Origin of the sequence: Actinoallomurus sp. NBC_01490, from assembly GCF_036227085.1 — a bacterium.
GTDB classification, from domain to species: domain Bacteria; phylum Actinomycetota; class Actinomycetes; order Streptosporangiales; family Streptosporangiaceae; genus Actinoallomurus; species Actinoallomurus oryzae.
Map to the genome: position 1 here is coordinate 3,764,653 of NZ_CP109433.1, position 24,066 is coordinate 3,788,718.

General features: G+C 72.1%; 19 protein-coding genes and 1 pseudogene. 9 read left to right on the top strand and 11 right to left on the bottom strand.

All coding sequences use genetic code 11. From position 1 onward, the window contains the following. Positions 1 to 79 precede the first annotated feature (79 nt). From OG417_RS18020 to aceB, 8 genes are all read right to left on the bottom strand, one after another. Entirely contained in the window at positions 80 to 1,462 is a 1,383-nt protein-coding gene (locus OG417_RS18020; RefSeq protein WP_329257004.1) for a HAMP domain-containing sensor histidine kinase, read from the bottom strand. A gap of 29 nt (positions 1,463 to 1,491) precedes the next feature. Continuing rightward, positions 1,492 to 2,154: a response regulator transcription factor gene (locus OG417_RS18025; protein ID WP_442875751.1), complete on the bottom strand. Its 663-nt coding sequence runs from the start codon at positions 2,152 to 2,154 to the stop codon at positions 1,492 to 1,494. Between the two features lie 78 nt (positions 2,155 to 2,232). Beyond that, entirely contained in the window at positions 2,233 to 2,853 is a 621-nt protein-coding gene (locus OG417_RS18030) for a hypothetical protein (protein ID WP_329257010.1), read from the bottom strand. A 229-nt stretch (positions 2,854 to 3,082) separates the two neighbouring features. Continuing rightward, entirely contained in the window at positions 3,083 to 4,732 is a 1,650-nt protein-coding gene (locus OG417_RS18035) for an L-lactate permease (protein ID WP_329257013.1), read from the bottom strand. A gap of 6 nt (positions 4,733 to 4,738) precedes the next feature. Next, positions 4,739 to 6,001 carry a (Fe-S)-binding protein gene (locus tag OG417_RS18040; RefSeq protein ID WP_329257016.1) on the bottom strand — a complete coding sequence of 421 codons (1,263 nt, stop codon included), beginning with the start codon at positions 5,999 to 6,001 and terminating at the stop codon, positions 4,739 to 4,741. Next, entirely contained in the window at positions 6,001 to 7,161 is a 1,161-nt protein-coding gene (locus OG417_RS18045; protein ID WP_329257020.1) for an FAD-binding oxidoreductase, read from the bottom strand. Before OG417_RS18045 ends, OG417_RS18040 begins: the two co-directional genes overlap by 1 nt. Next, positions 7,161 to 8,618 (bottom strand): FAD-linked oxidase C-terminal domain-containing protein, encoded by a 1,458-nt coding sequence (locus OG417_RS18050; RefSeq protein WP_442875699.1) that lies wholly within the window; start codon positions 8,616 to 8,618, stop codon positions 7,161 to 7,163. Before OG417_RS18050 ends, OG417_RS18045 begins: the two co-directional genes overlap by 1 nt. 128 nt (positions 8,619 to 8,746) lie before the next feature. Next, complete coding sequence (gene aceB / locus OG417_RS18055) at positions 8,747 to 10,348, bottom strand: malate synthase A (RefSeq protein WP_329257026.1); 1,602 nt, start codon at positions 10,346 to 10,348, stop codon at positions 8,747 to 8,749. 256 nt (positions 10,349 to 10,604) lie between these two features. On the opposite strand from aceB, the gene hflX reads away from it, so the two are divergent. Together hflX and hutI are read left to right on the top strand one after the other, a co-directional pair. Beyond that, entirely contained in the window at positions 10,605 to 12,008 is a 1,404-nt protein-coding gene (hflX, locus tag OG417_RS18060; RefSeq protein ID WP_329257029.1) for a GTPase HflX, read from the top strand. Between the two features lie 426 nt (positions 12,009 to 12,434). Next, positions 12,435 to 13,646, top strand: a complete 1,212-nt coding sequence (gene hutI, locus OG417_RS18065) for an imidazolonepropionase (RefSeq protein ID WP_285580707.1) — start codon at positions 12,435 to 12,437, stop codon at positions 13,644 to 13,646. A 36-nt stretch (positions 13,647 to 13,682) separates the two neighbouring features. On the opposite strand, the gene OG417_RS18070 is transcribed toward hutI, so the two are convergent. Continuing rightward, positions 13,683 to 14,348, bottom strand: coding sequence for a helix-turn-helix domain-containing protein (locus OG417_RS18070; RefSeq protein ID WP_329257031.1), 666 nt, complete (start codon positions 14,346 to 14,348; stop codon positions 13,683 to 13,685). A 151-nt stretch (positions 14,349 to 14,499) separates the two neighbouring features. Here OG417_RS18070 and OG417_RS18075 point away from each other — a divergent pair, with 151 nt between their 5' ends. The 5 genes from OG417_RS18075 to OG417_RS18095 all read left to right on the top strand — a co-directional run bounded on the left by OG417_RS18075 (position 14,500) and on the right by OG417_RS18095 (position 18,026). Continuing rightward, positions 14,500 to 15,186, top strand: coding sequence for an alpha/beta hydrolase (locus OG417_RS18075; protein WP_329257033.1), 687 nt, complete (start codon positions 14,500 to 14,502; stop codon positions 15,184 to 15,186). Between the two features lie 211 nt (positions 15,187 to 15,397). Beyond that, positions 15,398 to 15,703 carry a PadR family transcriptional regulator gene (locus OG417_RS18080; protein ID WP_329257036.1) on the top strand — a complete coding sequence of 102 codons (306 nt, stop codon included), beginning with the start codon at positions 15,398 to 15,400 and terminating at the stop codon, positions 15,701 to 15,703. Further along, positions 15,700 to 16,494 carry a hypothetical protein gene (locus OG417_RS18085; protein WP_329257039.1) on the top strand — a complete coding sequence of 265 codons (795 nt, stop codon included), beginning with the start codon at positions 15,700 to 15,702 and terminating at the stop codon, positions 16,492 to 16,494. Before OG417_RS18080 ends, OG417_RS18085 begins: the two co-directional genes overlap by 4 nt. Positions 16,495 to 16,636: 142 nt before the next feature. Further along, positions 16,637 to 17,152 (top strand): TrmH family RNA methyltransferase, encoded by a 516-nt coding sequence (locus OG417_RS18090; protein ID WP_329257042.1) that lies wholly within the window; start codon positions 16,637 to 16,639, stop codon positions 17,150 to 17,152. Between the two features lie 31 nt (positions 17,153 to 17,183). After that, on the top strand, positions 17,184 to 18,026 hold the full coding sequence (locus OG417_RS18095; RefSeq protein ID WP_329257045.1) for a DegV family protein: 843 nt from the start codon (positions 17,184 to 17,186) through the stop codon (positions 18,024 to 18,026). A 40-nt stretch (positions 18,027 to 18,066) separates the two neighbouring features. Here OG417_RS18095 and OG417_RS18100 read toward each other — a convergent pair whose 3' ends face one another. Next, the gene (locus OG417_RS18100) at positions 18,067 to 19,698 is read right to left on the bottom strand and encodes a carboxylesterase/lipase family protein (protein ID WP_329257047.1); all 1,632 of its coding nucleotides are present in this window, start codon (positions 19,696 to 19,698) and stop codon (positions 18,067 to 18,069) included. A 368-nt stretch (positions 19,699 to 20,066) separates the two neighbouring features. Between OG417_RS18100 and OG417_RS18105 the strand changes: the two genes are divergently transcribed. Beyond that, entirely contained in the window at positions 20,067 to 20,879 is an 813-nt protein-coding gene (locus OG417_RS18105; protein WP_329257050.1) for a ComEA family DNA-binding protein, read from the top strand. 30 nt (positions 20,880 to 20,909) lie between these two features. On the opposite strand, the pseudogene OG417_RS18110 reads toward OG417_RS18105, so the two are convergent. Further along, positions 20,910 to 21,194: pseudogene (locus OG417_RS18110) on the bottom strand (zinc ribbon domain-containing protein); the annotation flags it as partial. Between the two features lie 206 nt (positions 21,195 to 21,400). On the opposite strand from OG417_RS18110, the gene OG417_RS18115 reads away from it, so the two are divergent. Next, positions 21,401 to 23,914, top strand: coding sequence for a ComEC/Rec2 family competence protein (locus OG417_RS18115; protein WP_329257053.1), 2,514 nt, complete (start codon positions 21,401 to 21,403; stop codon positions 23,912 to 23,914). The last annotated feature ends 152 nt before the right edge of the window (positions 23,915 to 24,066 follow it).

Consider the following 24,066-nt stretch of genomic DNA (forward strand, 5'->3'; position numbering starts at 1 on the left):
GTTCGCTCATGACGACCAAGGTCGCGGGTGAGCGTGGGAGCCGAGTGAGCCGTTTCTTAACCCCCGATGAGAAAGCGGGTCAAGAAGCCGGAACCAGGGTTCCGGGCAGCTTCATCCACGCCTCCGTGCCGCCGCCGGGCGCCGGATCCAGCCGGATCTCCCCGCCCGCCTCGCGTACGGCACGGGCCGCGATGGCCAGCCCCAGGCCCGATCCCGGCAGCCCCCGCGCGGACGGCGAACGATAGAACCGGTCGAAGACGTACGGCCGGTCCTCGTCCGGAATGCCCGGCCCCTGGTCCCGTACGGTCAGCTCGCCGTCGCGGAGGCGGACCGCCACGGTGCCGCCCGGCGGGCTGAACTTGATGGCGTTGTCCAGGAGGTTCACCAGGGCACGTTCCAACGCCGCGGCGTCCCCGCGCACGTACCACGGCGAGATCTGCGCCTCGATCCGCAACGTCGGCCCTCGCGGGCGTACGCGGCGCACGGCGTTGTCGGCCACCTCGTGCAGCGCGACCGGGCCCACGTCGGCGACATCCTCGTCCCGCGCGAGGTCGAGCAGGTCGCCGACCAGGCTCGTCAGCTCCACCAGCTGCGCCTTCACGTTGACCAGCAGCCGTTCCTTGCCGTCGTCGGGCAGCGGACGGCCGGTCTCCTCGCTGCGGAGCATCAGATCGACGTTGGTGCGCAGGCTGGTCAGGGGCGTGCGCAGCTCGTGGCCGGCGTCCACGATCAGCCGCTGCTGTCGCTCGCGCGACCCGGCGAGCGCACGGGTCATGCTGTTGAACGACCGGCTCAGCCGGGCGATCTCGTCACGGCCCTCGACCGGGATGGCGGTGTCCAGGTCCTCGGTACGGGCGATGTGCTCGACCACGTCGGTCAGCCGGTCCACGGGCGCCAGCCCCGCGCGGGCGATGAGAAGGCCCGCGACCGCCGCCCCGACCACGCCGACGGCCGACACCGCGACGAGCAGCAGGGCCAGGCTGTTCAGCGACTCGTCGACCTGGGTGCGCGGCTTGGCCACCGACACCGCGAAGCCGTCGGGGTCGCGGCGCGTGAACACCCGCATCGGCGTGCCGTCCGCGGTCTCGCCGTCCCGGTAGGAGGCCGGTTTCTGGCCGCGCGCGATCGCGACGTCACCGGGCACGACCTTCAGCGGAGAGGTTCCGGGCGAGCTGCAGTAGGTGCCGTCCGGCGAGATGACCTGCAGCGTCGGCTGGTACCCGCGGAAGGGATCGTCCTTCCGCGGCTGCATGTCACAGATGGAGCGCGCCGATCCGGGCCTCGCGTCCGAGCCAGGCGGGCCGCCGGTGCGCGGCCCTGCCGACAACGACTGGTCGAGCTGGTCGATCAGCCGTCCGCGTACGACGAACCAGCAGCCGACCGCGCAGGCGGCCACGGCCACCGCGACGGCGAGACTGGTCAGCACGGCGAGCCGGGTGCGCAAGGACAGATGCCTTTTCATCGCTCAAGATCCCTCCCAGGGCAGGCTCGTCAAGGGGAGCGCAGGACGTAGCCGACGCCGCGGACGGTGTTGATCAGCCGCGGCTCGCCCATCTTGCGGCGCAGGTACATGACGTACACGTCCAGGGAGTTGGACGACGGTTCGAAGTCGAAGCCCCACACCGCCTTGAGGATCTGCTCGCGGGTGAGCACCTGGCGCGGGTGGGTGAGGAAGAGCTCCAGCAGGGAGTACTCGGTGCGGGTCAGCTCCAGCGCGCGGCCGTCGCGGCTCACCTCGCGGGTCACGGTGTTCATCCGCAGGCCGGCGTACTCCAGGATCTCGCCGCCGCGGGCCGTCACCACGCTGCGGCGCAGCAGCGCCCGTACCCGCGCGAGGAGTTCGTCCAGGTCGAACGGCTTGACCAGGTAGTCATCCGCGCCGGCGTCCAGCCCGGTCACCCGGTCGCCGACCGTGTCACGGGCGGTCAGCATGAGCACCGGCAGCGTCTCTCCGAGGGCGCGCAGGCGCCGGCACGCGGTGAGGCCGTCCATGCGGGGCATCAGGATGTCCAGGATGGCCAGGTCGGGCTGGGCCCGGCCGAGTTCGTCGAGGGCCGACACGCCGTCGGCGGCCGTGACGACCTCATAGTCCTCGAAGGCGAGGCTGCTCGCCAGAGAGTCACGGACTGCGGGTTCGTCGTCTACGACCAGGATTCGCACGTCAATGACGGTATATCGCGCTGAGACCGCTCTGACCAGGGCAGAAGCTTTCTCATCCAAATCTCACCCGGGTCAGGGGAGGGGCACCTCGACCGCGCGCCGGTCCGGCACGAAGCGCGGGTTCCACACGTACAGCCTCAGGTCGTGCGGTGAGACGGAGCTCTCGACCGGCATGTCGGTGGCGACCCGTACGAGGTAGCTCGCCCCCGCCGGGATGTACTGGTCGCCGTCCTCCGAGCGCGGCGGCGCGAAGCCGAGCGTGTTGACCACGTCGGTGTGGTCGGGCAGCGTGCACATGTCCGAGGGCGCGCCCGGCTGCGGCATGCAGCGGTTCGCGGCCAGCACGCTCGCCGGCACCCGGGACCGCTTGACGAACAGGTCGGCGGGAAAGTCCAGCAGCGCGGCGTCGTTGCCGGTGTTGGTGATCACGTAGTCGGCGTACCCGAGCGTGGTGCCGTCCGCGGGCCGCGCCGTCGTGCTGGCGAGCGGCCGATCGCCCGTCCCGGCCTTGACCGCGGCCAGAGAGTACGAATAGCCGTCCGGCGTGCTGACGTCGAGCCGGGAGCCGGTCTTGAGCCGCGACAGGCCGTCGGAGCCGTGCGTCGCCGTCCGGGCGGCGACCGTACGGGGCGCCGGCGTGCGGTGGTCGCCGTGCGCGCGCACGACGACGATGAGGCCGGCCACCGCGGCCACGCCGAGGACGCCGGTGGCGCCTCCCGCGATGCCGAGGCGTCTGGCGCGCCGGGTCTGTCTCTTTCTTCTATGGCTGCTTCTGTGTGAGTGACTCCGTGCCATGGTTTCCAGGTCCCGGGTCGGCGGTCGGCGGTGCTCCGCGACGACGTCGCGGAGCACCGCTGCACAAGGCCTCAAAACATAACAAATCGCCCTGCGGAAATCCCGCCACTGCCCGGATGACTCCTGGTCAGGGCACCATCCATGACAGGACCGCGACGGACTGCAACAACGCGAGCACGCACATCCCGGCGAGGAAGACCAGGCTCCACAGGATCACGCGGCGGAAGATGTCGCCCTCCTTGCCGTCCATGCCGACGGCCGCCGCGGCGATCGCGAGGTTCTGCGGTGAGACCATCTTCCCGAGCACGCCGCCGGAGCTGTTGGAGGCCGCCATCAGCAGCGGGGACAGGTTCGCCTTGCCCGCTGCCGCCACCTGCAGGGCGCCGAAGAGCGAGTTGGAGGAGGTGTCCGAGCCGGTGACCGCGGTGCCGAGCCAGCCGAGCACGGGGGAGAGAAAGGCGAAGAAGCCGCCGGCGCCCGCCATCCAGGTGCCGAGCGTGATCGTCTGGCCGGAGGCGTTCATCACGTACGCGAGGCCCAGCACCGCCATGACGGTGACGATCGCCCAGCGCAGCTGCACGAGAGTGGCCCAGTACGCGCGCAGCGCCCGCCCCACGCTGATCTTCAGCGCGATCGCGCTCAGCGCCCCGGAGATGAGCAGCAGGCTTCCCGCCGCGCTCAGCCAGTTGATCTTGAACTGCGGCAGCGTGGACACCTTGCCGGAGGCGCCGGTGATGTGCAGACCGGGCCAGTTCACCGTCCTGGTCGGGTCGTCGAGCCAGCCCTTGATCGGGTTGATCTGCGCGAGCACGAAGACCACGATGATGATCGCGTACGGTGCCCAGGCCCGTACGATCTCCGCCCGCGAGTCCGGGTGCGCCACCCGGCCGGCGAACTCCGGCGTCGGCTCGTCGGCCGCCCCTCCCGCGACGACCGTACGCGGCTCGGCGCCGCCGAGCGTCTCACCCGGCTGCCAGACGCGCAGCAGCGCGACGAGGACGATCACCGAGAACAGCGACGCGACGATGTCGGTGAGCGGCACCGACAGGTGGTTCGAGGTGATCCACTGAGCGAACCCGAACGCCAGGCCAGCGGTCAGCGCCGCGACCCACGTCTGCGCGACGCCGCGGCGGCCGTCGACGATGAACACCAGCACGAGCGGCACGAACACCGACAGGATCGGCGTCTGGTGGCCGACCATGGAGCCGAGGGCGTCGCTCGACATGTGCGTCACGCCGCCGAGGGTGATGACCGGGATGGCCATCGCGCCGAACGCGACCGGCGCCGTGTTGGCGACCAGCGCGACCACCGCGGCTTTGAGCGGCTTGAAGCCCATCGCGATGAGCATGACCGACGTGATCGCCACCGGCGTGCCGAACCCGGCCAGGGCCTCCAGCAGCGCCCCGAAGGAGAACGCGATGATGATCGCCTGGATGCGCTGGTCGTCACTGACCTGTGTGAACGTCCGCCGGAGCACGTCGAAGTGCCCGGTCTCCACGGTCATGGTGTAGATCCAGATCGCGTTGATGACGATCCACAGGATCGGGAAGAACCCGAAAATCGCGCCCTCGCTGCCGGCCAGGAACGCCTGGCCGACGGGCATGCTGTACGCCCAGATCGCGATGACCAGGGACACCGCCAGGGCGATGACCGAGGCCAGCCACGCGCGCATCCGCACGATGCCGAGCAGTACGAACAGGGTGAGCAGGGGGAGCGCCGAGACCAGCGAACTCCACCCCAGGGAATGGGCGACGGGGTCTAGTACTTGGCGATACAACGGGGGTCACCTCCGACGGGAGAACTGCTCCTTGCCGATCCCCCGAATGGACGCGTCGAGCACTTCCGCGGTGTGTGCCACCGCGATCTCCTCGCCCCGGCGGCGCAGCGCCGTGGCGATCTGCAGCGAGCAGCCGGGATTGGCGGCCACGAGCAGGTCGGCTCCGGTCGCCGACACGTTCGCGGCCTTGCGGTCGCCGAGCTCACCGGCGGCCTCGGGCTGCAGCAGGTTGTAGACGCCCGCCGAGCCGCAGCAGATCTCCGGATCGGCGATCTCGCGGATCTCCAGCCCGGGGATGTCCGCGAGCAGCGCACGCGGCTGGCGGCGGATGCCCTGGGCGTGGGCGAGGTGGCAGGCGTCGTGGTACGCGACCGTCATCTCCAGCGGATGGCGGGTGGCGCGCGGCCCCAGTTCGGCGAGGTACTCGGTGAGGTCGCGCGTCTTGGCCGAGAACTCCCGTGCGCGCTCCGCCCACTCCGGCTCGTCGGCCAGCACGTCGCCGTAGTCCTTCATCGCCGATCCGCACCCGGCCGCGTTGACGACGACGACGTCGACGTCCGCGAACGACTCGATGGTCTTCTTGGCGAACGCCCTGGCCTCCGCGGCCCTCCCGGAGTGCAGCGACAGCGCCCCGCAGCAGCCCTGGGCCTTGGGGATGACGACGTCGCAGCCCTCCATCGCCAAGATGCGGGCGGTCGCGGCGTTGACTCCAGGGAAGAACTCCCGCTGTACGCAGCCGGTCAGCATGCCGACGACGGCGCGGCGCTCGCCGCGCGCCGGGACGCGCTCGGGCAGGCGCACATGAGCGGCGCGCGGCGGTGCCAGCCGCTCCATGGCCGCCAGCGTCGGCGAGATCCGGTTGAGCAGGGGCGCCATGTTGATCCTGGACGCCTGGTACGCGCGGAGCGGCCCGCGCAGGAGGCGCAGCCGCTTCGGGTACGGGAAGAACGCGAAGATCGCCTCGCGGAGCAGGCGGTCGGTGCGGCCGCGCGGCTGTTCGTCCTCGACCTGGGCCCGGGTGACCTCGATGAGCCGGTCGTACTTGACGCCGGACGGGCAGGCGGTCACGCAGGCCATGCAGCCGAGACAGCGGTCGAAGTGCTCGATCATCGGGCCGGAGAGCGGCGCGCCCTGTTCGTGCTGGCTCATCAGGTGGATCCGCCCGCGCGGGGAGTCCATCTCCTCGCCCCACAGCTGGTACGTCGGGCACGTGGGCAGGCAGAACCCGCAGTGCACGCAGTCGTCGAGCAACTCGCGGAAGTCCTCCACTAGATCCCCCCTGCGAAGCGTCCGGGCGACAGGCGGTGCTCCGGATCGAACTGGTCCTTGACGCGCCGCATCAGCGGCAGGGCGGGCACCGGCCCCCACCGGTCGAGCGCCGTGCCGTCCGGCGCGGACAGCACGACGGCGCTGCCGTGGCGCCGCAGGCGGTCCAGGGTCTGCTCCGCGTCGCCGGCGGGCAGCCCGACGTGCCAGACACCGCGCCCGGCGGAGCCGCGGACGTGCGCGGGCGCCTCCTGGAAGATCGCGGTGAGCCTCGAGGGCGCGGCGCGTACCTCGGCGAGCACCTCGCCGTCCGGCAGCCGTCCCCACCAGTCCGGCGGCCCGTCCGCGACCCGGCCGCCGATGAGGTCGCGCGCCGCCTCGGCGCGCGCCGGCACGCCGCCCGCGAACCCCTCCAGCAGCACGGTCACGGTGATCGGGTCCGGTCCGTCCACCTCGATGGCCGAGGGCACGAGCGAGGAGCGCAGCAGCGCCCGCGTCAGCTCCAGCGCCTGGCCCGCGTCCGCGACGGTCGCCGAGACGTAGGCGCTGGCCTGCGGGAGCGGGTGCAGCCGGAACGCCGCCTCGGCGATCAGACCGAGGGTGCCGCGCGAGCCGGTGAACAGCTTGCCGAGGTCGTAGCCGGCGACGTTCTTGACCACCTTGCCGCCGGCGTGCGCGACCACCCCGTCGGCGCGCACGACCGTGATCCCGATGAGCAGGTCGCGCGCCGAGCCGTACAGGAGCCGACGGGGACCGGCCGTGGCGGTGGCGAGCGCCCCGCCGACCGTGGCGCCCGGCACCAGGGCGTCGAGGGCGAGCTGCTGGCGGGTGCCGGAGACGGCCTCCTGCAGGTCCCGCAGGGGCAGGCCGGCCTCGGCCTTGACGACCAGGTCACCCGACGCGTGCTCGATCAACCGCCCGAGCCGTCGCGTCTCGACGATCAGGTCACAGCGTTCGGGCGGCGCGCCCCAGTGCAGCTTGGTGCCGGCGCCGCGCGGCACGACGGCGAGGCGGTGTTCGGCGGCGGCGCGCATCAGCTCGCTCGCCTCCGCCACGCTCGCGGGCGCGGCCACGTATGAGGCGGCGACGCCCTGGACGGTGTCTTCGGGCTCGGCGGGGCGGACCTCGCACGCCTTGGCGAGGGCGTCGATCACGGGCGCCATCAGAACAGGTCCGCCTTTCCGCTCTCGACGAGCGGATGGACCTTCGTGCGGCGGCCCGGCACCTCGCCGCACAGCCGCGGGGTCGGGTACACCTTGCCGGGGTTGCACAGGCCCTCCGGGTCGAAGGCGCAGCGCACCATCTGCATGGTGTCGAGGTCCTCCTCGGTGAACATCCGGGGCATGTGCTTGGCCTTGTCGACGCCCACGCCGTGCTCGCCGGTGATCGACCCGCCGTGCTCGATGCACAGGTCGAGGATCTGGCCCGAGACCAGCTCGGCGCGCTCGCCCGCGCCCGGCACCGCGTCGTCGAACAGCACCAGCGGATGCAGGTTGCCGTCGCCGGCGTGGAAGACGTTCGCGACCCGGACCCCGCTGTCGCCCGACAGCTCGTCGATCCTGGCCAGCACCTCGGGCAGGGCCGTACGGGGAATGACGCCGTCCTGCACGATGTAGTCGGGGCTGATCCGCCCCACCGCCGCGAACGCGGACTTGCGGCCGCGCCAGATCAGGGCCCGCTCGGTGTCGTCGGCGGCCACCCGGATCTCGAACGCCGCGGCGCACAACTCCTTGACCTGCGCGAACTGGTGGTCCACCTCGGCGGCGGGCCCGTCCAGCTCGACGATGAGCACCGCGCCGGCGCCGGGCGGATAGTTACAGGCCACCGCGGCCTCGGCCGCCTCGATGGACAGCGCGTCCATCATCTCGATCGCCGCGGGCACCACGCCCGCGGAGATGATCGCCGAGACCGCCTCGCCCGCGCTCTCGATGGTGTCGAAGGCGGCCAGCAGCGTCTCGACCTTCTCCGGCAGGCGCGTGAGCCGTACGGTGATCTTGGTGGTGATGCCGAGCGTGCCCTCCGAGCCGACGAACGCGCCGAGCAGGTCGTAGCCCGGCGCTTCGGTGATCTCCACGATCTCTCCGTCGGGCGTGACGACCTCGCAGGCGAGCACGTGGTTGACGGTGAAGCCGTACTTCAGGCAGTGGGCGCCGCCGGAGTTCTCCGCCACGTTGCCGCCGATCGAGCAGATCTGCTGGCTGGAGGGGTCGGGCGCGTAGTAGTACCCCTGCGGCCGTACGGCCTTGGTGACGTCGAGGTTGATCACGCCCGGCTCGACGACGGCGCGTTCGTCGTCGATGTCGATCTCAAGGATCCGCCGCATGCGGGAGGTGACGATCAGCACGCCGTCGGTGCGGGGGAGCGCGCCGCCCGACAGCCCGGTGCCGGAACCGCGCGCGATGTACGGCACGCCCTCGGCGGCGCAGGCCCGGACGATCTCGGCGATCTGCTCGGCGCTGTCCGGCAGCACCACGATGCCCGGCGTCGCCCGGTGGTAGGTCAGCCCGTCGCACTCGTACGTGCGCAGCTCCGCAGGGTCGGTGATGACGTTGCCGGCCCCGGCGACGACCCTCAGCCGCTCTGCGAGCCCGTCAAGCCCTGCTGTAGACACATCACCCATCCTTGACCTTTCGGAACGGATCCAAACTAATCGGTACCAAGGTGTGATCTGACCCTTGCCGTACGTCATGCGTACGGGCGATGACCTGCGGAAACGCCCCGGAGTCCGGGAACTCCGGGGCGCGGTCGTCAGGGCATCCGCTCGTAGGCCGGGACGGTCAGGAAGTCGGCGTACTCGTCGGCGAGCGCCACCTCCTTGAACAGGCTCACCGCGTCGGCGAAGCGCTTCTCGTCGTACGCGTCCCCGTACGACTCGCGGATCTTGCCGAGCTCCTCGTCGATCAGCCGCTCGACCAGCTCCGGCGTGACCTTCGGGCCCTCGGCGAGCTCGACGTCGTTGTGGATCCACTGCCAGACCTGCGAACGCGCGATCTCGGCGGTCGCGGCGTCCTCCATCAGGTTGAAGATGCCCACCGCGCCGTTGCCGCCCAGCCACGTCGCGATGTACTGCAGGCCCACGCTGATGTTGTTGCGCAGCCCCGCCTCGGTGATCTCACCGGGCGTCTTCTCCACCGCCAGCAGGTCGGAGGCGGCTACCGAGACGTCCTCGCGAAGCCGGTCGCGCTGGTTCGGGCGGTCGCCGAGGACGCCGTCGAAGACCTCGCGGCAGATGTCGACCATGCCGGGGTGGGCGACCCAGGACCCGTCGAAGCCGTCCTCGGACTCGCGGGTCTTGTCGGCCCGCACCTTCTCGAACGCGGCCTTGTTGACCTCCTCGTCGCGGCGCGAGGGGATGAAGGCGGCCATGCCGCCGATCGCGTGCGCGCCGCGCTTGTGGCACGTGCGCACCAGGAGTTCGGTGTACGCCCGCATGAACGGGGCGGTCATCGTGATCGCGTTGCGCTCGGGCAGCAGGAACTGCCGGCCGCGCGAGCGGAACTTCTTGATCACCGAGAACAGGTAGTCCCACCGGCCGGCGTTGAGCCCCGCGGAGTGGTCCCGCAGCTCGTAGAGGATCTCCTCCATCTCGAACGCGGCCGGGATGGTCTCGATCAGCACGGTCGCCCGGATCGTGCCGCGCGGGATCTCCAGGAGGTCCTGGGCGAGGTTGAAGACGTCGTTCCAGAGACGCGCCTCGTGCCGGCTCTCCATCTTCGGCAGGTAGAAGTACGGGCCCTTGCCCTTGTCGAGCTGGCGCCGCGCGCAGTGGAAGAAGTAGAGGCCGAAGTCGAACAGGGAGCCGGACATGCGCTCGCCGTCCACGAGGACGTGCTTCTCGTCCAGGTGCCAGCCGCGCGGCCGCACGACGATGGTGGCCAGCTCCTCGTCCGGCTTCAGCGTGTAGGACTTCCCGCCGGTCTCGAAGTCGATGGTGCGGTCGAGGGCGTCCCGGAGGTTGAGCTGGCCGCCGACCATGTTCTCCCAGAGCGGAGTGTTGGCGTCCTCGAAGTCGGCGAGCCAGACCTTCGCGCCCGAGTTGAGCGCGTTGATCGTCATCTTGCGGTCCGTCGGCCCGGTGATCTCGACCCGCCGGTCCTCCAGGCCGGGCGCCGGGTCGGCAACGCGCCAGGTGTCGTCCTGGCGGATGTCGGCGGTGTCGGCGGGGAAGTCGAGCGTGCCGCCGCGGGCCAGCTCCTGCTGACGCTCGGCGCGGAGGCCGAGCAGCTCGCGGCGCCGCGCGCCGAACTCGCGCTGGAGGGTGGCGAGAAAGCCCAGCGCCTCGGGCGTGAGGATCTCCCCGAACCGATCGTCGACGGAGCCGGTCAGCTCCACGCCTGCGGGTCCAGCCATCTGCCTACCCTTTCGTATAGTGAAATTTCTCTTCTGCTTAGTGGAAAGCCTATTAACGTCCTTGCGGGCCGGTCAAAGAGGGTCCGCCTCTCCCTCCTACCCGCGTGGGCGACCAGTGGCGGGTACGCCGACTCGTGTCTCCCCGACCAACCAGCCCCGACCGACCCCCCGTGCTGATATCCAGGTGTGCGAAACGCGCGCACGTGGCAGCATCAGGGGAAGATCCGGGCACGTTCCGGCGTTGACATGGGGGAAGATGTCTACTTTTTCCTACGAAGAGCCAGAGCCGCTGACCGGTGAGCTCGATCTCGAAGACCGGCAGGCGCTACGCCGTGTCGCCGGTCTGTCCACTGAGCTCCGCGACATCACCGAGGTCGAATACCGGGCCCTCCGACTCGAACGCGTCGTCCTGATCGGTGTGTGGACCGACGGCGACGAGGCCCACGCCGAGAACTCCCTGCGCGAGCTGGCGCTTCTCGCCGAGACCGCCGGCTCGCAGATCCTCGAGGGGATGATCCAGCGGCGCTCGCGTCCCGACCCCGCGACGTACGTCGGCTCCGGCAAGGCGCTGGAACTGCGCGACGTCGTGATCTCCACGGGCGCCGACACCGTGATCTGCGACGGAGAGCTGGCGCCCAGCCAGCTGCGCCGTCTTGAGGAGATCGTCCAGGTCAAGGTCATCGACCGCACCGCCCTGATCCTGGACATCTTCGCCCAGCACGCCAGCAGCCGTGAGGGCAAGGCGCAGGTCGAGCTGGCCCAGCTCGAATACCTCCTGCCGCGCCTGCGCGGCTGGGGTGGCAACCTGTCCCGGCAGGTCGGCGGCCGTGCCGCCGGCGGTGTCGGCATCGGTGGCCGCGGCCCCGGTGAGACCAAGATCGAACTGGACCGGCGGCGCATCCGCACCCGCATGGCCAAGCTGCGCCGCCAGATCAACGAGATGGGCAAGGCCCGCGACACGATGCGGTCCCGGCGGCGCACCCGCGCGGTGCCCGCGGTCGCCATCGCCGGTTACACCAACGCCGGCAAGTCCAGCCTGCTCAACCGCCTCACCGGCGCGGGCGTGCTGGTGGAGAACGCCCTGTTCGCCACCCTCGACCCGACGGTGCGCCGGGCGAGCACGCCGAACGGCCGCGCCATCACGCTCGCGGACACGGTCGGGTTCGTCCGCCATCTGCCGCACCAGCTCGTCGAGGCGTTCCGCTCGACGCTGGAGGAGGTCACCGACGCCGACCTGATCCTCCACGTGGTCGACGGCTCCGACGCCGACCCGGAGGCGCAGATCGCCGCCGTGCGCGAGGTGCTGCGCGAGATCGGCGGCGCCGACGTCCCCGAGCTCGTCGTCATCAACAAGGCCGACCTCGCCGACGAGATGACGCTCGCCCGGCTCCGCCGGCACGAGCCGCACAGCGTCGTCGTCTCGGCGCGCACCGGCGCCGGCGTCGACGAGCTGCTCCAGGCGATCGAGGACGCGCTCCCGCGCGCCGAGCGCGAGGTGCGTGCCCTGGTGCCCTATGATCGCGGCGACCTGGTCGCCCGGGCGCACGACACCGGCGAGGTGCTCTCCCAGGAGCACACCGCCGAGGGCACCGCGCTGCACGTCCGGGTGCCCGACCGCCTGGCCGCCGAGCTGGAGCCGTACGCCTCCGCTCAGGTCTGAGAGAACCACCCGGGACCCTCGCCCGCCGCACGTGGCGGACGAGGGTTTCGTGCGGTCGGGGAGCGGCCGTACGGCCGTGACGAGCGCGATCGATTCCGGGCGATGAATCGGTCTCGGCCATCTTCGTCGTTCGCCCCGACCGCCGTCTCTTTCTGAGGTATCTTCAAAGCGCCTGTAACAGTCGGCCGTTGGGGCGGTCGAGCAGTGGTATACGGCCAAAGGCTGTACAGGGGGGCGTCGGTGCACTACCGTGACGAAACCGAGTTTTCCGGGTTCGTTGCTCCAGGTGGTCTCATGGCCACCTCCTTAACCGCACTTGGGTCCGTCGGCAGCGTTGCCGTCGTTAGTCGAGCGAGAGCAGGTGACCCGCTGCATGGCGTCCGGACACCCTTCACCGGCGCAGTGGCGTAGCCGGGCGGTGATGCAATGACCGTACGTTTGCTGACGAACATCGGTCGGCTGTGGACCGGCACCGACGTGTGCAGCAACGCCGCGATTCTCGTGCACGACGACCGCATCGTCTGGGCGGGGCCCGCCTCGGACCTGCCCCAGAGCGTCCCGGGTGTCATCGACGACATCGTCGACGTCGACCACGTCGAGAACCTCGGCGGCGGGCTCGTCACGCCGGGCCTCATCGACGCGCACTCCCACCCGGTCTACGCGGGCAACCGCTGGGCCGAGCTCGCCATGCGCACCAGCGGCTCGACCAACAACGAGATCGTCGCGGCCGGCGGCGGTGTCGCCTCCACGGTCACCGTGACCCGCGGCACCGACCCCTGGACCCTCTGCAACAACGTCCGCGAGCGGCTCCGCCAGTGGATCTGCGCCGGCACGACCACCATCGAGGCCAAGACCGGCTACCACCTCACCCGCGACGGTGAGCTGGCCGACATCCGGATGCTGCGCTCGCTCGAGGAAGAGCCGTCGATGCCGCGCATCCACGCCACCTTCCTCGCCGCGCACGTCCTGCCGCCCGAATACTTCGGCCGCCGCCGCGACTACATCGAGGCCGTGCGCCTCTGGGCCGGCGACGCCGCCGCGGCCGGTGCCGACAGCATCGACGTCTACTGCGACGAGGGCCACTTCACGCCCGACGAGGCCCGCGTCCTGCTGATGACCGGCCAGCGGGTCGGGCTCAAGGCCCGCATCCACGCCTGCGCCAACGAGCGCGTCGGCGCCGCGCAGGTCGCCGCCGAGGTCGGCTGCGCGTCGGCCGACCTGCTGACCGAGGCCAACGAGGACGACATCAAGGCGCTCCACCACGGAGGCGTCGCCGCGACGATCTGCCCGGGCAGCGCCCTGCACAACGGCCGCACCCCACCCGTGCGCGCCCTGCTCGACCGGGGCGTGACGCTCGCGCTCGGCACCGACCACAACCCGGGGCAGTGCGGCATCACCTCGATGCCCCTCGTCGTCGGCCTGTCCGTCGCGATGTTCGGCCTCAGCGTCAACGAGGCGCTGCGGGCCGCGACGCTCGGCGGCGCGGCCGCCCTGCGCGTGTCCGACCGCGGCGCGCTCGCCCCCGGCATGTACGCCGACATCGTGCTCTGGGACGCCGACCACGAGGGCGCCTTCGCGTGGGCGTTCGGCCTCCGCGCCCAGCGCGTCTGGCGCGGCGGTGTCCCCGTCCAGGTCTGATGGCCTAGAACGGCGGGGCTTTGAGGAAGGCCCCGGCTAACGTGTCTCGGCCGGGTCCAGGGGCACCGGACGGCGGAAACCCGCGGCGAAACGGGCGGCGGCCTCTTCGTCGCCCTCGACGCGCAGTGCCCCGTCATCGGCGGCCTCGCCGATGCCGCGGTCGCCGAACACCACCGACCTCAGCGTGGTGACGTCGGTGACGAGCACCGCGTCCGGCTCGTCCGCCGTTCCGCGTTCGAGCCGTAGCCGCCCGTCCGCGACCACGGCGTGGAAGCGGTCGTCGCCGAGACGGATCTCATAGGTCCCGTCCCGGGCGGCGTCCGCGTCGAAGCTCGTCCTCAGCGCGAACATCAGCGCGTCGGCGCTGAGCTCGTTGCCGGAGGTCAGTGGCGACCGGCTGCCCCAGCGGGCGAGGTGGAACAGCACCGGTTCCAGATCGCGGCCCCATTCGGTCAGCTCGTACACCCAGGTGGCCGCCGGCGGGCCGAGCCTGCGGCGGCGGACGACGCCGGCGGCCTCGAGCTCCCGCAGGCGCTGGGACAGGACGTTCTGGCTCGCCGTGGGCAGGCCGCGGTGCAGGTCGGTGAAGCGCTTGGGGCCGAACACCAGCTCGCGCACCACGAGCAGTGCCCAGCGCTCCCCGATCACGTTGAGACCGCGGGCGATCCCGCACGGGTCGTCGTATCGCCGTTTGTCGGACACGGTTGTTATCTTATCTAGGACCAGTCACTCCTAATTCAGGGGCAAATGTGCACGTACTCGCTCAGGGAGACCTGCGCCCGCTGGACGGAGAGGTGGCGCGAACCCTGCTCGGCTCCACCGAGCTCGCCCGGCTCGCGAAGAGGGGGCGTTGATGGCGACCTATGTCCTCATCCACGGTGCGGGTGACGCCTCGTATTGGCACCGGCTCGTCCCCGAGCTGCGCGGGCGGGGCCATGACGTGGTGGCGCCCGAGCTGCCGAGCGACGCCGCCGCCGGCCTGGCGGGGTACACCGACACGGTCGTCTCGGCCATCGGCGGCCGGACGGACCTGGTCGTGGTGGCGCAGTCGCTGGGCGGCTTCACCGGCCCGCTGGTGTGCGACCGCGTGCCGGTGCGGCTGCTGGTGATGCTCGCCGCGATGGTCCCCGCGCCCGGCGAGACGGCGGGGGACTGGTGGGCCAACACCGGCGCGGAGCGGGCCCGCCGTGAACAGGCCGTCCGCGACGGGCGCTCACCGGAGTTCGACCTGGTGGAGGGCTTCTTCCACGATGTTCCCCCGGAGATCACCGCCGAGGCGATGACACGCGAGCAGCGGAGCGAGTCGGCCTCGATGTGGACGGACCCGTGGCCGCTGGAGGCGTGGCCGGACGTCCCGACGCGCTTCCTGCTGTGCCGGCACGACCGGTTCTTTCCGGCGTCGTTCCAGCGCCGCGTCGTACGCGAACGGCTGGGCATCGTCCCGGACGAGATGGACGGCGGCCACCTGCCCGCGCTGAGCCGTCCCAAGGACCTCGCGGACCGTCTGGAGTCCTACCGCCTAAAGGTCACGGCCGGCTGATCCGTCCCGGCCGCGCGTTCCAGGAGCGGCTCCTGGAACGCGCGACCCGGGCCCGTCAGACGGTCGCCGGCTCGATCGGCATCGTCGCGGCCGAGGCGATCCCCGGCCGGTCCACGACCGCGAAGTCGTCACTCCTCGCCCGGCCGCACCGACCGGCGGGCACGTTTGGCGATACTTCGACACCCGATATATGGTCATGATCGTGCGAGCGATGAGCGAGGCGACCTATTTCATCCTGGCGGCGCTGCTCGACGGCCCTCTTCACGGCTACGGCATCATCAAGCGCGCCGGCGAGCAGTCCGGTGGCCGGGTGCGCCTGGCGGTCGGGACGCTCTACGGCGCGCTCGACCGCATGGCCGCGGGCGGCCTGATCGCGGTCGATCGGGAGGAGGTCGTCGACGGGCGGCCCCGCCGCTACTTCCGCATCACCGACGACGGCGTCGCGGCCGTCACGAAGGAGGCCGCGCGGATGGCGGCGGCGGCGAGCATCGTACGACTCCGGCCGGTGCACCCGTGAGCGCGGAGCGCTGGTACCGCCTGCTGCTGCGCGCCTACCCCGCCGGTCACCGCGACGAGCTGCTCGGCACGCTGCTCGAGACCGGTGCGGACCGTCGTACGTCCTCGGCGCGGGAGAGCGCGGCGCTGGTGCGCGGCGCCTTCTCCGCCCGCGCGCGGCGACGGGCGGACCTCCCGGTCCGCTGGTGGGCCGACGGCCTGCATCTCGCGGCCCTGGCCCTGGCCGTCGCCGCCTTCGGCGCCGTGACACCGGAGCTGCCGGACTGGCCGCTACGACCCGCCGTGTTCGCGCTGCTGGTCGTGACCGTGCTGTACGGCCGGTTCCGGGTGGCGGCGCCGATCGCCGTGTTCGCCGCCGTTCAGAACGGCGTGGGCGTCTTCCCGTGGATGCGCGTGCAGAGCACCGACGTGCGGTTCGGCGCGTCGCTCTGGCTGCTGGCGGGCGTCCTGCTCGTCCTCGCCGTACGGCGCCGCGCGTGTCCGCGCTCCCGGTGGTGGTTCGTCGTCCCGGCCGCCATGCTGGTCGACTCCCTGTTTCTCACGGTGGGCCCGGGGGAGCTCACGGCCTTCCTCGAGCTGGGGCTGATGGCCACGGGCCTGTGCGCCACCGTGGCCGCCCGCGACCTCCGCTGGCTCCTGGCCTCCGCCGTCCACCTCCTGCCCGCCGTCCTCGGCTACCTCCACGATCCGCACCGTCCGGTCAGCCCTCAGGACGTCGTCTACCACGCCGCGCTGGCCGGCCTCCTTCTCGCGACGGCCGTGGCGGCGCGGCACGCTCGCCGTCGGGTCTGACGCGGTGTCCGGCCTCGCTCCGGGGGATGCCCGGCGGGGTTATCATTCGGGTGACCGATACGCTCGTCGATGGCCCGCGCCCGCCGCTGAAAGGGCGCACTTCTCATGACTCTCGCGACAGGGGCGACACCGCCCGGGAGCGGTGAGCGCGCGGTCCATCCGGGTGCGCACGCCCCGCGACCTGCACCAAGCGCGCCGGCGGCGTTCGCATCGCTGCTGGGACCATCTGATCGTCGCTCCGCTGTGGCCCCTGCACGGGGCCAACCTCGGCACTCTCCTGCGCACGTGTGACGCCGTCGGCGCCTGCATGGCCGTACCCCGCCTTCCGTGGGTGCCCGAGGCGCTCGCCCGCGGCGACACGCTGCGCGAGCGGTCCTGCGTCCACTGGGTCCACGGGCCGTTGCGGTGGCTGCGGAACCAACGCGACACCCACGTCATCGGCGTCGAGCTCGCGGAGGACGCCGTACGCCTCGCCGACCTGCCGATGGCCCGCGGCCGTACGGTCGCGGTGCTCGGGAACGAGCGGACGGGCATCCCGCCCGAGGCGCTCGACCTGCTGGACGAGGTGGTGGAGATCCCGATGGTCGGCACGGGAGCGAGCCTGAACGTCGCGGTCGCGGGCTCACTCGTCCTCTACAAACTGGCCGGGATGTCGTAGGCGCCGCCGGGCGGGGTTCTAGACTCCGGACATGGGAGCAGCGGTCGCGATCGTCACCGATTCCACCGCGTATCTTCCGGAGGACGTCGTCTCCGCGCACGGTGTCAGAGTCGTTCCGCTCCAGGTCGCGGTCGGCGGCGACGTCCGTGAGGAGGGCCGGGGCCGTACGGCGTCCGACGGGCCGCGCGACTGGCGGGCGCTCACGACGTCGCGGCCCTCACCCGAACGCTTCGGCCGCGCCTACGAGGAGGCGGCCGGCGCCGGTGCGCGGGCGGTCGCGTCCGTGCACCTTTCCGGCGAGATGTCGGGCACCGTGGACAGCGCCCGCCTCGCCGCGGATGACGCGCCGATCCCCGTCCGGGTGGTGGACAGCCGTTCGATCGGGATGGGGCTCGGGTTCGGGGTCATGGCGGCGGCCGAGGCCGCCGCGTCAGGCGCCGGCCTGGACGAGGTCGCGGACGCCGCGATGCGCCGCGTACGCGCGACGCGCTCGCTGTTCTACGTCGACACCCTGGAGCATCTGCGCCGCGGCGGCCGCATCGGCGCGGCGGCGAGCCTGCTGGGCTCGGCGTTGATGATCAAGCCGCTGCTGCGCATCACGGGCGGGCGGATCGCGCCGCTGGAGAAGGTGCGGACGACCTCGCGGGCGCTCGCCCGGCTGGAGGAACTCGCGGTCGAACTCGCCGGGGACCGGGAGGTCGACGTGGCCGTCCAGCACGTGGCGGCGTCCTCGCGGGCCGCCGCCCTAGCGGCACGGCTGCGCGAGCGCATCCCCCGGCTGTTCGAGCTGTACGTCGGCGAGGCGGGACCGGTCGTGGGCGCACACGTCGGGCCGGGGATGCTCGGCGTGGTGGTGTCGCGGCGGCGGTTCTAGAAACGGCGGCCGGGGGAGCACCCCGGCCGCCGTTCGCGTGTCACAGCGATTTCCAGAACCCGCAGCGGTGCTCGGTCGACAGGTCGGCCTGCGCGTCCCCACCGGTGGTCAGGGACCGTACGTTCGTCCCGGCGAAGCGAGGCCAGGCCGTCGTGCCGCCGCCGTTCGGGTCGCCGGTGTGCGCGAAGTTCGTCCAGTAGCGGATCATCTGCTCCGACAGCCGCCGCTGACCGGCGTTCAGCGGGGTGCGGAACTGCTCGTCGTCGAACAGGTACTGCAGCTCGGAGGCGTGGAACGCGCCGGTCGCGAAGCTCGGTGAGGATCCGTCGCTCGCCCACGGCGCCGTCGCGTCGGAGAACTCGTACGCGTACGTGGGCACGCGGGCGCCGAGCAGCCGGTCGGTGTCCAGTGCCGTGCAGGCCCAGGCGGAGTCGGTCCAGACGGTCGAGAGGGCCACACTCGGCGACTCGTACGCGGCGGCCGGGTACTCCTTCAAGACCTCGGCCGCCTTGTCCTTGCCGAAGAAGTCCTCGATGTCCTGCCGGTAGTCGGCGTCGGTGACGGTGTGCCCGGTGAACGTCTCGATGGCGGCGACGAACGTACGGTGCTCGTCGTGGGTGGTGCCGTGGATCACCGGCACGCGGTTGAACCGGCCGGTGGCCAGCGCCGTCTTCGGAGACAGGGGCAGTACGCCGCCTCCCGCCGCCGGCCCGTACCCCTGACCGCCGTCGGAGGCGTCGAGCAGCTCGGCCACCGACTTGCCGCGCAGGCACGCGACGGTGTTCTGCTCGCAGCCGAGCTTGGCGGCCACCGCCTCGCCCTGCTTCTCCGCGGTCGCCCGCGGCCGTACGACCCAGTTTCCGTCGGGGTAGGGCCACTCCGAGGCCATCGTGCACGGGCCGCTCTGCACGATCGCGCGGCGGAACAGCCCGGCCGAGGCGGGGGAGGCCAGGTGCGCGCAGGTGCTCACGCCGCCGGCCGACTCGCCGAAGAGCGTCACGTTGCCCGCGTCTCCGCCGAACGCCGCGGCGTTCCGCCGCACCCAGCGCAGCGCGGCCTGCTGGTCCTCGATCCCGTAGTCGCCGGACTCGCTCCCCGCCCCGTCCAGCGCCGGGTGGTCGAGGAAGCCGAAGACCCCCAGCCGGTAGTTGAGCGTGACGACGACCACGTTGCCCTCGGTGGCCAGGCGCTGGGCGCCGTACAGGCTGCCGGAGCCGGAGTAGAAGCCGCCGCCGTGGATCCAGAACATGACGGGGAGCTTCTTGCCGTGGCTGTTCGCGGGGGTGGTGACGTTGAGGTAGAGGCAGTCCTCGTCGGCGCTGGCCGGGTCCCCGAGGAACCCGGCGGTCTGCGGGCATGAGCCGCGCGGCTCGGTGGCCTCGCGTACGCCGGTCCATCGTCGCGGCGGCTGTGGCGAGGCCCACCGCAGGTCGCCGACGGGCGGCGCGGCGTAGGGAATCCCGTCGAACCGCCGGTACCCGTCACCGACGCTGCCGCGTACGAGCCCGTCGCCGACGCGGACGACGGCGGGGTCACCGTTGCTCTGCGCTCCGAGCGCGGGCCCGGCGAGCCCGGCGGCGAGCGCGCCGGCGATCCCGGCCGCCGCCGCCATACGGATGGACGTTCCGCCGATGATGCGCCGTACCGTCGAACGGGCTGGTCGCTGCTCCATGAGAACCCCTCGGTGTCGTGCCGGATCAGGTACGCACGACTCTCCGGCACGAGGCAGGCGGTGTCAGTGGGGCTGAAACTCGGTGCGCGGTGGACCTGCCACCACCACGCCCGTACGTTCCGCCGACCGCGGCGAGGCATCGTGCCCGGTACCGGGGCCGTGCATGGGGGGCGCGAACGCCCTGGTCGCGTCCTATGCAGGTGCCCCGCGACCTGCCTCGGCCGTGTCCGCCGCCGGCGTGTGCGGTCGTTGCGGTACGGGTCGCCGAGTTCGTGGCGGTCCTGCGGTGCGTCGCCTCGACCTCCGAGTTATCCACAGATCGCTTTCGGTCTGTCGCTCTGGGTATCGGCCCGATTAGCTTCTCGGCCATGAAGCATCCGATGGATCCCTCCGCGCTCGACCGGCTTCGCGAGGCGTTCCGGGCGCCGCGGTCGTTCGGTGGCGGGCCCGTGCCGCCATCGCAAGGCCCTCCTGCGGCGGCGTTACGCGCCTCGCCCGACGACCCGGAAGAGGGTGCCGCCTGGGTGGAGGACGACGCCCGGCGTGACCGTCCGCGCCTGGACCCCGGCCTGCCCGGTGTGCGGGTGCTGGCGCTGGTCGGGCTGCTGGCCGCCCTGGTGGCGGGTGCCTTCTTCTGGTGGTCGCGACCCAGGCCGCAGCCGGTCCGGGCACCCGTCGTCCGCCCCGCGGCGCAGACGGCCGCGGCGCCGGCGGTCGCCGCCACGCCCTCTCCGACCCCGGCCGTCCTGGTCGTCGACGTGGCGGGAAAGGTCCGCCACCCCGGCGTCGTCACTCTGCCCGCCGGATCGAGGGTCATCGACGCCATCAAGGAGGCGGGCGGCGTCCGGCCCGGTGCCAAGACCGGCACCCTCAACCTGGCCCGCCGGGTCGTCGACGGCGAGCAGATCCTCGTCGGCGTCACCGCCACCCCCGCGCCCGGGGCGCCCCCGCCGGCCGCACCCGGCGCTTCGCAGACCTCGGTGCCCGGCGCCCCGCTCGACCTGAACACCGCGACGGCCGGTCAGCTCGACCAGCTACCGGGCGTGGGCCCGGTGCTGGCCCAGCGCATCGTCGACTACCGCACCCAGCACGGCGGATTCCGCTCGGTCGACGAGCTGCGCCAGGTGTCGGGCATCGGCGAGGCCAAGTTCGCCGATGTGAAGGACCTCGTCCGCGTTTGACTTCCTCCCCCTCGTGGACGAGGGGGGTTCCTACGGCTCGCGCTGTAGGGCTTCCTGTTTCAGTGCCGACAGCCCCGACCGGGAGGGATCCCGTTGAGGTCTTACACCGGCTCCACAGGCCGACACCGCCGGCCCGGCGGCCAGAAGGTTCTTCGCCGCGTTCTCGTCCCGGTCGTGAGTCGCGCCGCAGCCGCAGGTCCAGATGCGGACGTCCAAGGGCAGCGTGCCGGTCACGTCGCCGCAGGCCGAGCACAGTTTGGAGGAGGGGAGCCAGCGGTCGACCACGATCACCTCGCGGCCGTACCAGGTCGCCTTGGTGGGATAGAAGCGGTACTTGAAAGCACGCTTCACACGAAGTGCGGTCGCAGACCGCGAACTATCGCGTCAGTGTGTGACCGTGTACCGGGTTTTCGGGAGGTGGCCGCCGCATCGCCGTGGCGGCGATTCGGCTACCCATGCCCTGCTCCACAGGGGTCCGATTCCTTCCGCCCTGAAGGACGGGCTCTCCTCGAAGGATTCAGATGAACGCCCCGCCGACGGACGACGACCGTCTGACTCCCGAGGCGGGTGATGCGCCGCCGGGGGAGCACTCATCTCCCGTTCACGCCGGGCCCGATCTGCGGCTCGTCGGTCCGGCCGCCGCGGCCTGGCTGACGGCGCTGATCCTGCTCGGCGCGAGTGCCGCGGTCGCGTACCTCGTCGCCGGAGCTTCTCTGGCCGCGGTCGCCGTCCTGCTCATCCGGCCGATCGGGCGCGCCTTCGCTCGACCGGCTCCGGCGGACGCTCGCCTCCGTCCGGCGCACGGCCGTACGTCCCAAGACCGTGACGTCCTGGCCGCGGCGGACCCGGCGCTTCCGGCCCGGTCTCCGGACGAGGTCGGTCGGCCCGAGCGCTCCGGTGCGATGCGTACCGCGACGGCGGCCGTCCTGATCTGCGTCGCGGCCTCCGCGTTCGGCGTCGGGGCGCGGCTGGCGGCCGTCGCGTCCGGGCCGGTGCGCGCGTTGGCGAAGCGCGAGTCCACGGCCCGCCTCGACGCGGTCGTGACCGGCGACCCGAAAGCGGTCGTCAAGACCGGTGCGGTCCACCACCGCGAAACGGTGATCGTCCCTGTCCGCGTCGAGCGGGTCGGATCCCAGCGCGTACGGGTGCCCGTCCTCGCCTTCGCCGCGGGCCCGTCCTGGAAGGGGCTGCTGCCGAGCCGTCACGTCCGCTTCACCGCTCGCCTGACGACGCCGGACCGCGGTCGACTCCTGGCGGCCATCGCTCTGGTGCGCGGCCCGCCGACGACGCTCGGGGCGCCCTCGATGCCACAACGCGTGGCCGGCGCCGTCCGCCTGCGGCTGCGGGCCGCGGTGAGTCACCTGCCGGGCGACCAGTGCGGAGTCCTGCCCGGCATGGTCGACGGTGACACCTCGCTGCTCCGGCCCGACCTGGCCGACGCGTTCGAGAAGGCCGGGCTCACCCACCTCATGGCCGTCAGCGGCGAGAACCTCTCGTTGATCCTGGGTGCCGTGCTCGGCCTGGGCCGGTTCGCGGGGCTCGGCCGCCGGGCGGGTCCACTGCTCGCCGGCGCCGCCATCGTCGGCTTCGTCGTGCTGGCGCGTCCCTCGCCGAGCGTGCTGCGTGCCGCCGTCATGGGCGGCGTCGCACTGGTCGCGGTGGTCGGCGGGCGCGAGCGCCAGGGCGTTCCCGCGCTCTGCGCCGCCGTCCTGGTCCTCGTTCTCGCCGATCCGGAGCTGGCCCGGTCGTACGGCTTCGCGCTCTCGGCGTTCGCGACGGCGGGCATCCTCGTGCTCGCCCCGGCCTGGCGCGACCGGCTCAGCGGGCGGATGCCACGAGGCCTCGCCGAGGCGCTCGCCGTGTCCGCCGCCGCGCATCTGGCCTGCGCGCCCCTGCTCGCGATGCTCGGCACCGGCGTCAGCCTGTCCGCGATACCGGCCAACCTCCTCGCCGCTCCGGCCGTCGCGCCCGCGACGCTGCTCGGCGTCCTCGCCGCGACGGTCGCGCCGTTCTCCCTCGGCGCCGCCCGCCTCATCGTGTGGCCGGCGGGCCTGGCCGTCGGCTGGATCACGAGCGTCGCCCGGTTCTTCGCCTCGATGCCGTACGCGGTGATCGGATGGCCGGCCGGCCTCACGGGTGTCACGCTCCTGCTCGCCGCCGTCCTCGCGGGTGTTTTCGTGCTCCGCCGGCCGTTGCCCCGCGGCATCGCCGCCGTGGTCCTGGCGGGCGTCGCACTCATCGCCGTCGGCATGCACGTCTTCGCGCCCTCGTGGCCGCCGCGCGGCTGGCTGTTCGTGGCCTGCGACGTCGGCCAGGGCGACGGGCTGGCGCTGTCCACCGGCCCCGGGCAGGCCGTCGTCGTCGACACCGGCCCCGATCCGCGGGCGATGGACCGGTGCCTGCACGACCTCGGGGTCCACACCGTTCCGCTGCTGGTCCTCACCCATCCGCACGCCGACCACATCGACGGCCTGCCCGGGGTGCTGCGCGGCCGGGTCGTCGGCACCGTCATGACGAGCCCGGACAGCGACGGTGAGGAGCGGCACCTCCTGAACGGCCGGACACCCCGCACGGCCGGCATCGGGGACGTCTGGACCGTCGGCCCGCTCACCCTGGCCGTCCTCGGTCCGCTCAGCACCGCGCGCGTGACCGACCGGGACACCGGCACGACGGTCAACAACGCCAGCATCGTCATGCTCGCGCGCTGGCCGCACCTCAGCGTCATGCTCTCCGGCGACGTCGAGATCGAGGCGCAGCGCGAGCTCCTGGCGGCCGGTGTTCCCTCCGCGCAGGTACTGAAGATCCCGCATCACGGCTCGTCACATCAGGATCCCGCCTTCCTCGCCGCCGTGCGCGCCCGGGTCGCGATCGCCTCCGTGGGGGCGGGCAACGACTACGGCCATCCGGCGCCGTCGACCATGTCCGCGCTGGCCCGTCTCGGCGAGCGCGTCTATCGCACCGACCGCGACGGCGACGTCGCCGTCATCGGCTCGCCCTCAGGCCCCGCCGTCGTGACCCGGAGGAACAGACCATGATCGCGCGAAGCGAGGAAACCGCAGGCACGTGCCGGCGGCCACATCCTCCGGTGAAGGAAGGTCCGTGGCCGGGCGAACCGGGGGAACCGGTCGAACCTCCGGCGAAAAAAGGGCTGGGGCCGGGCGGATCGAGGGTGCGGCCCCGGGCGGTC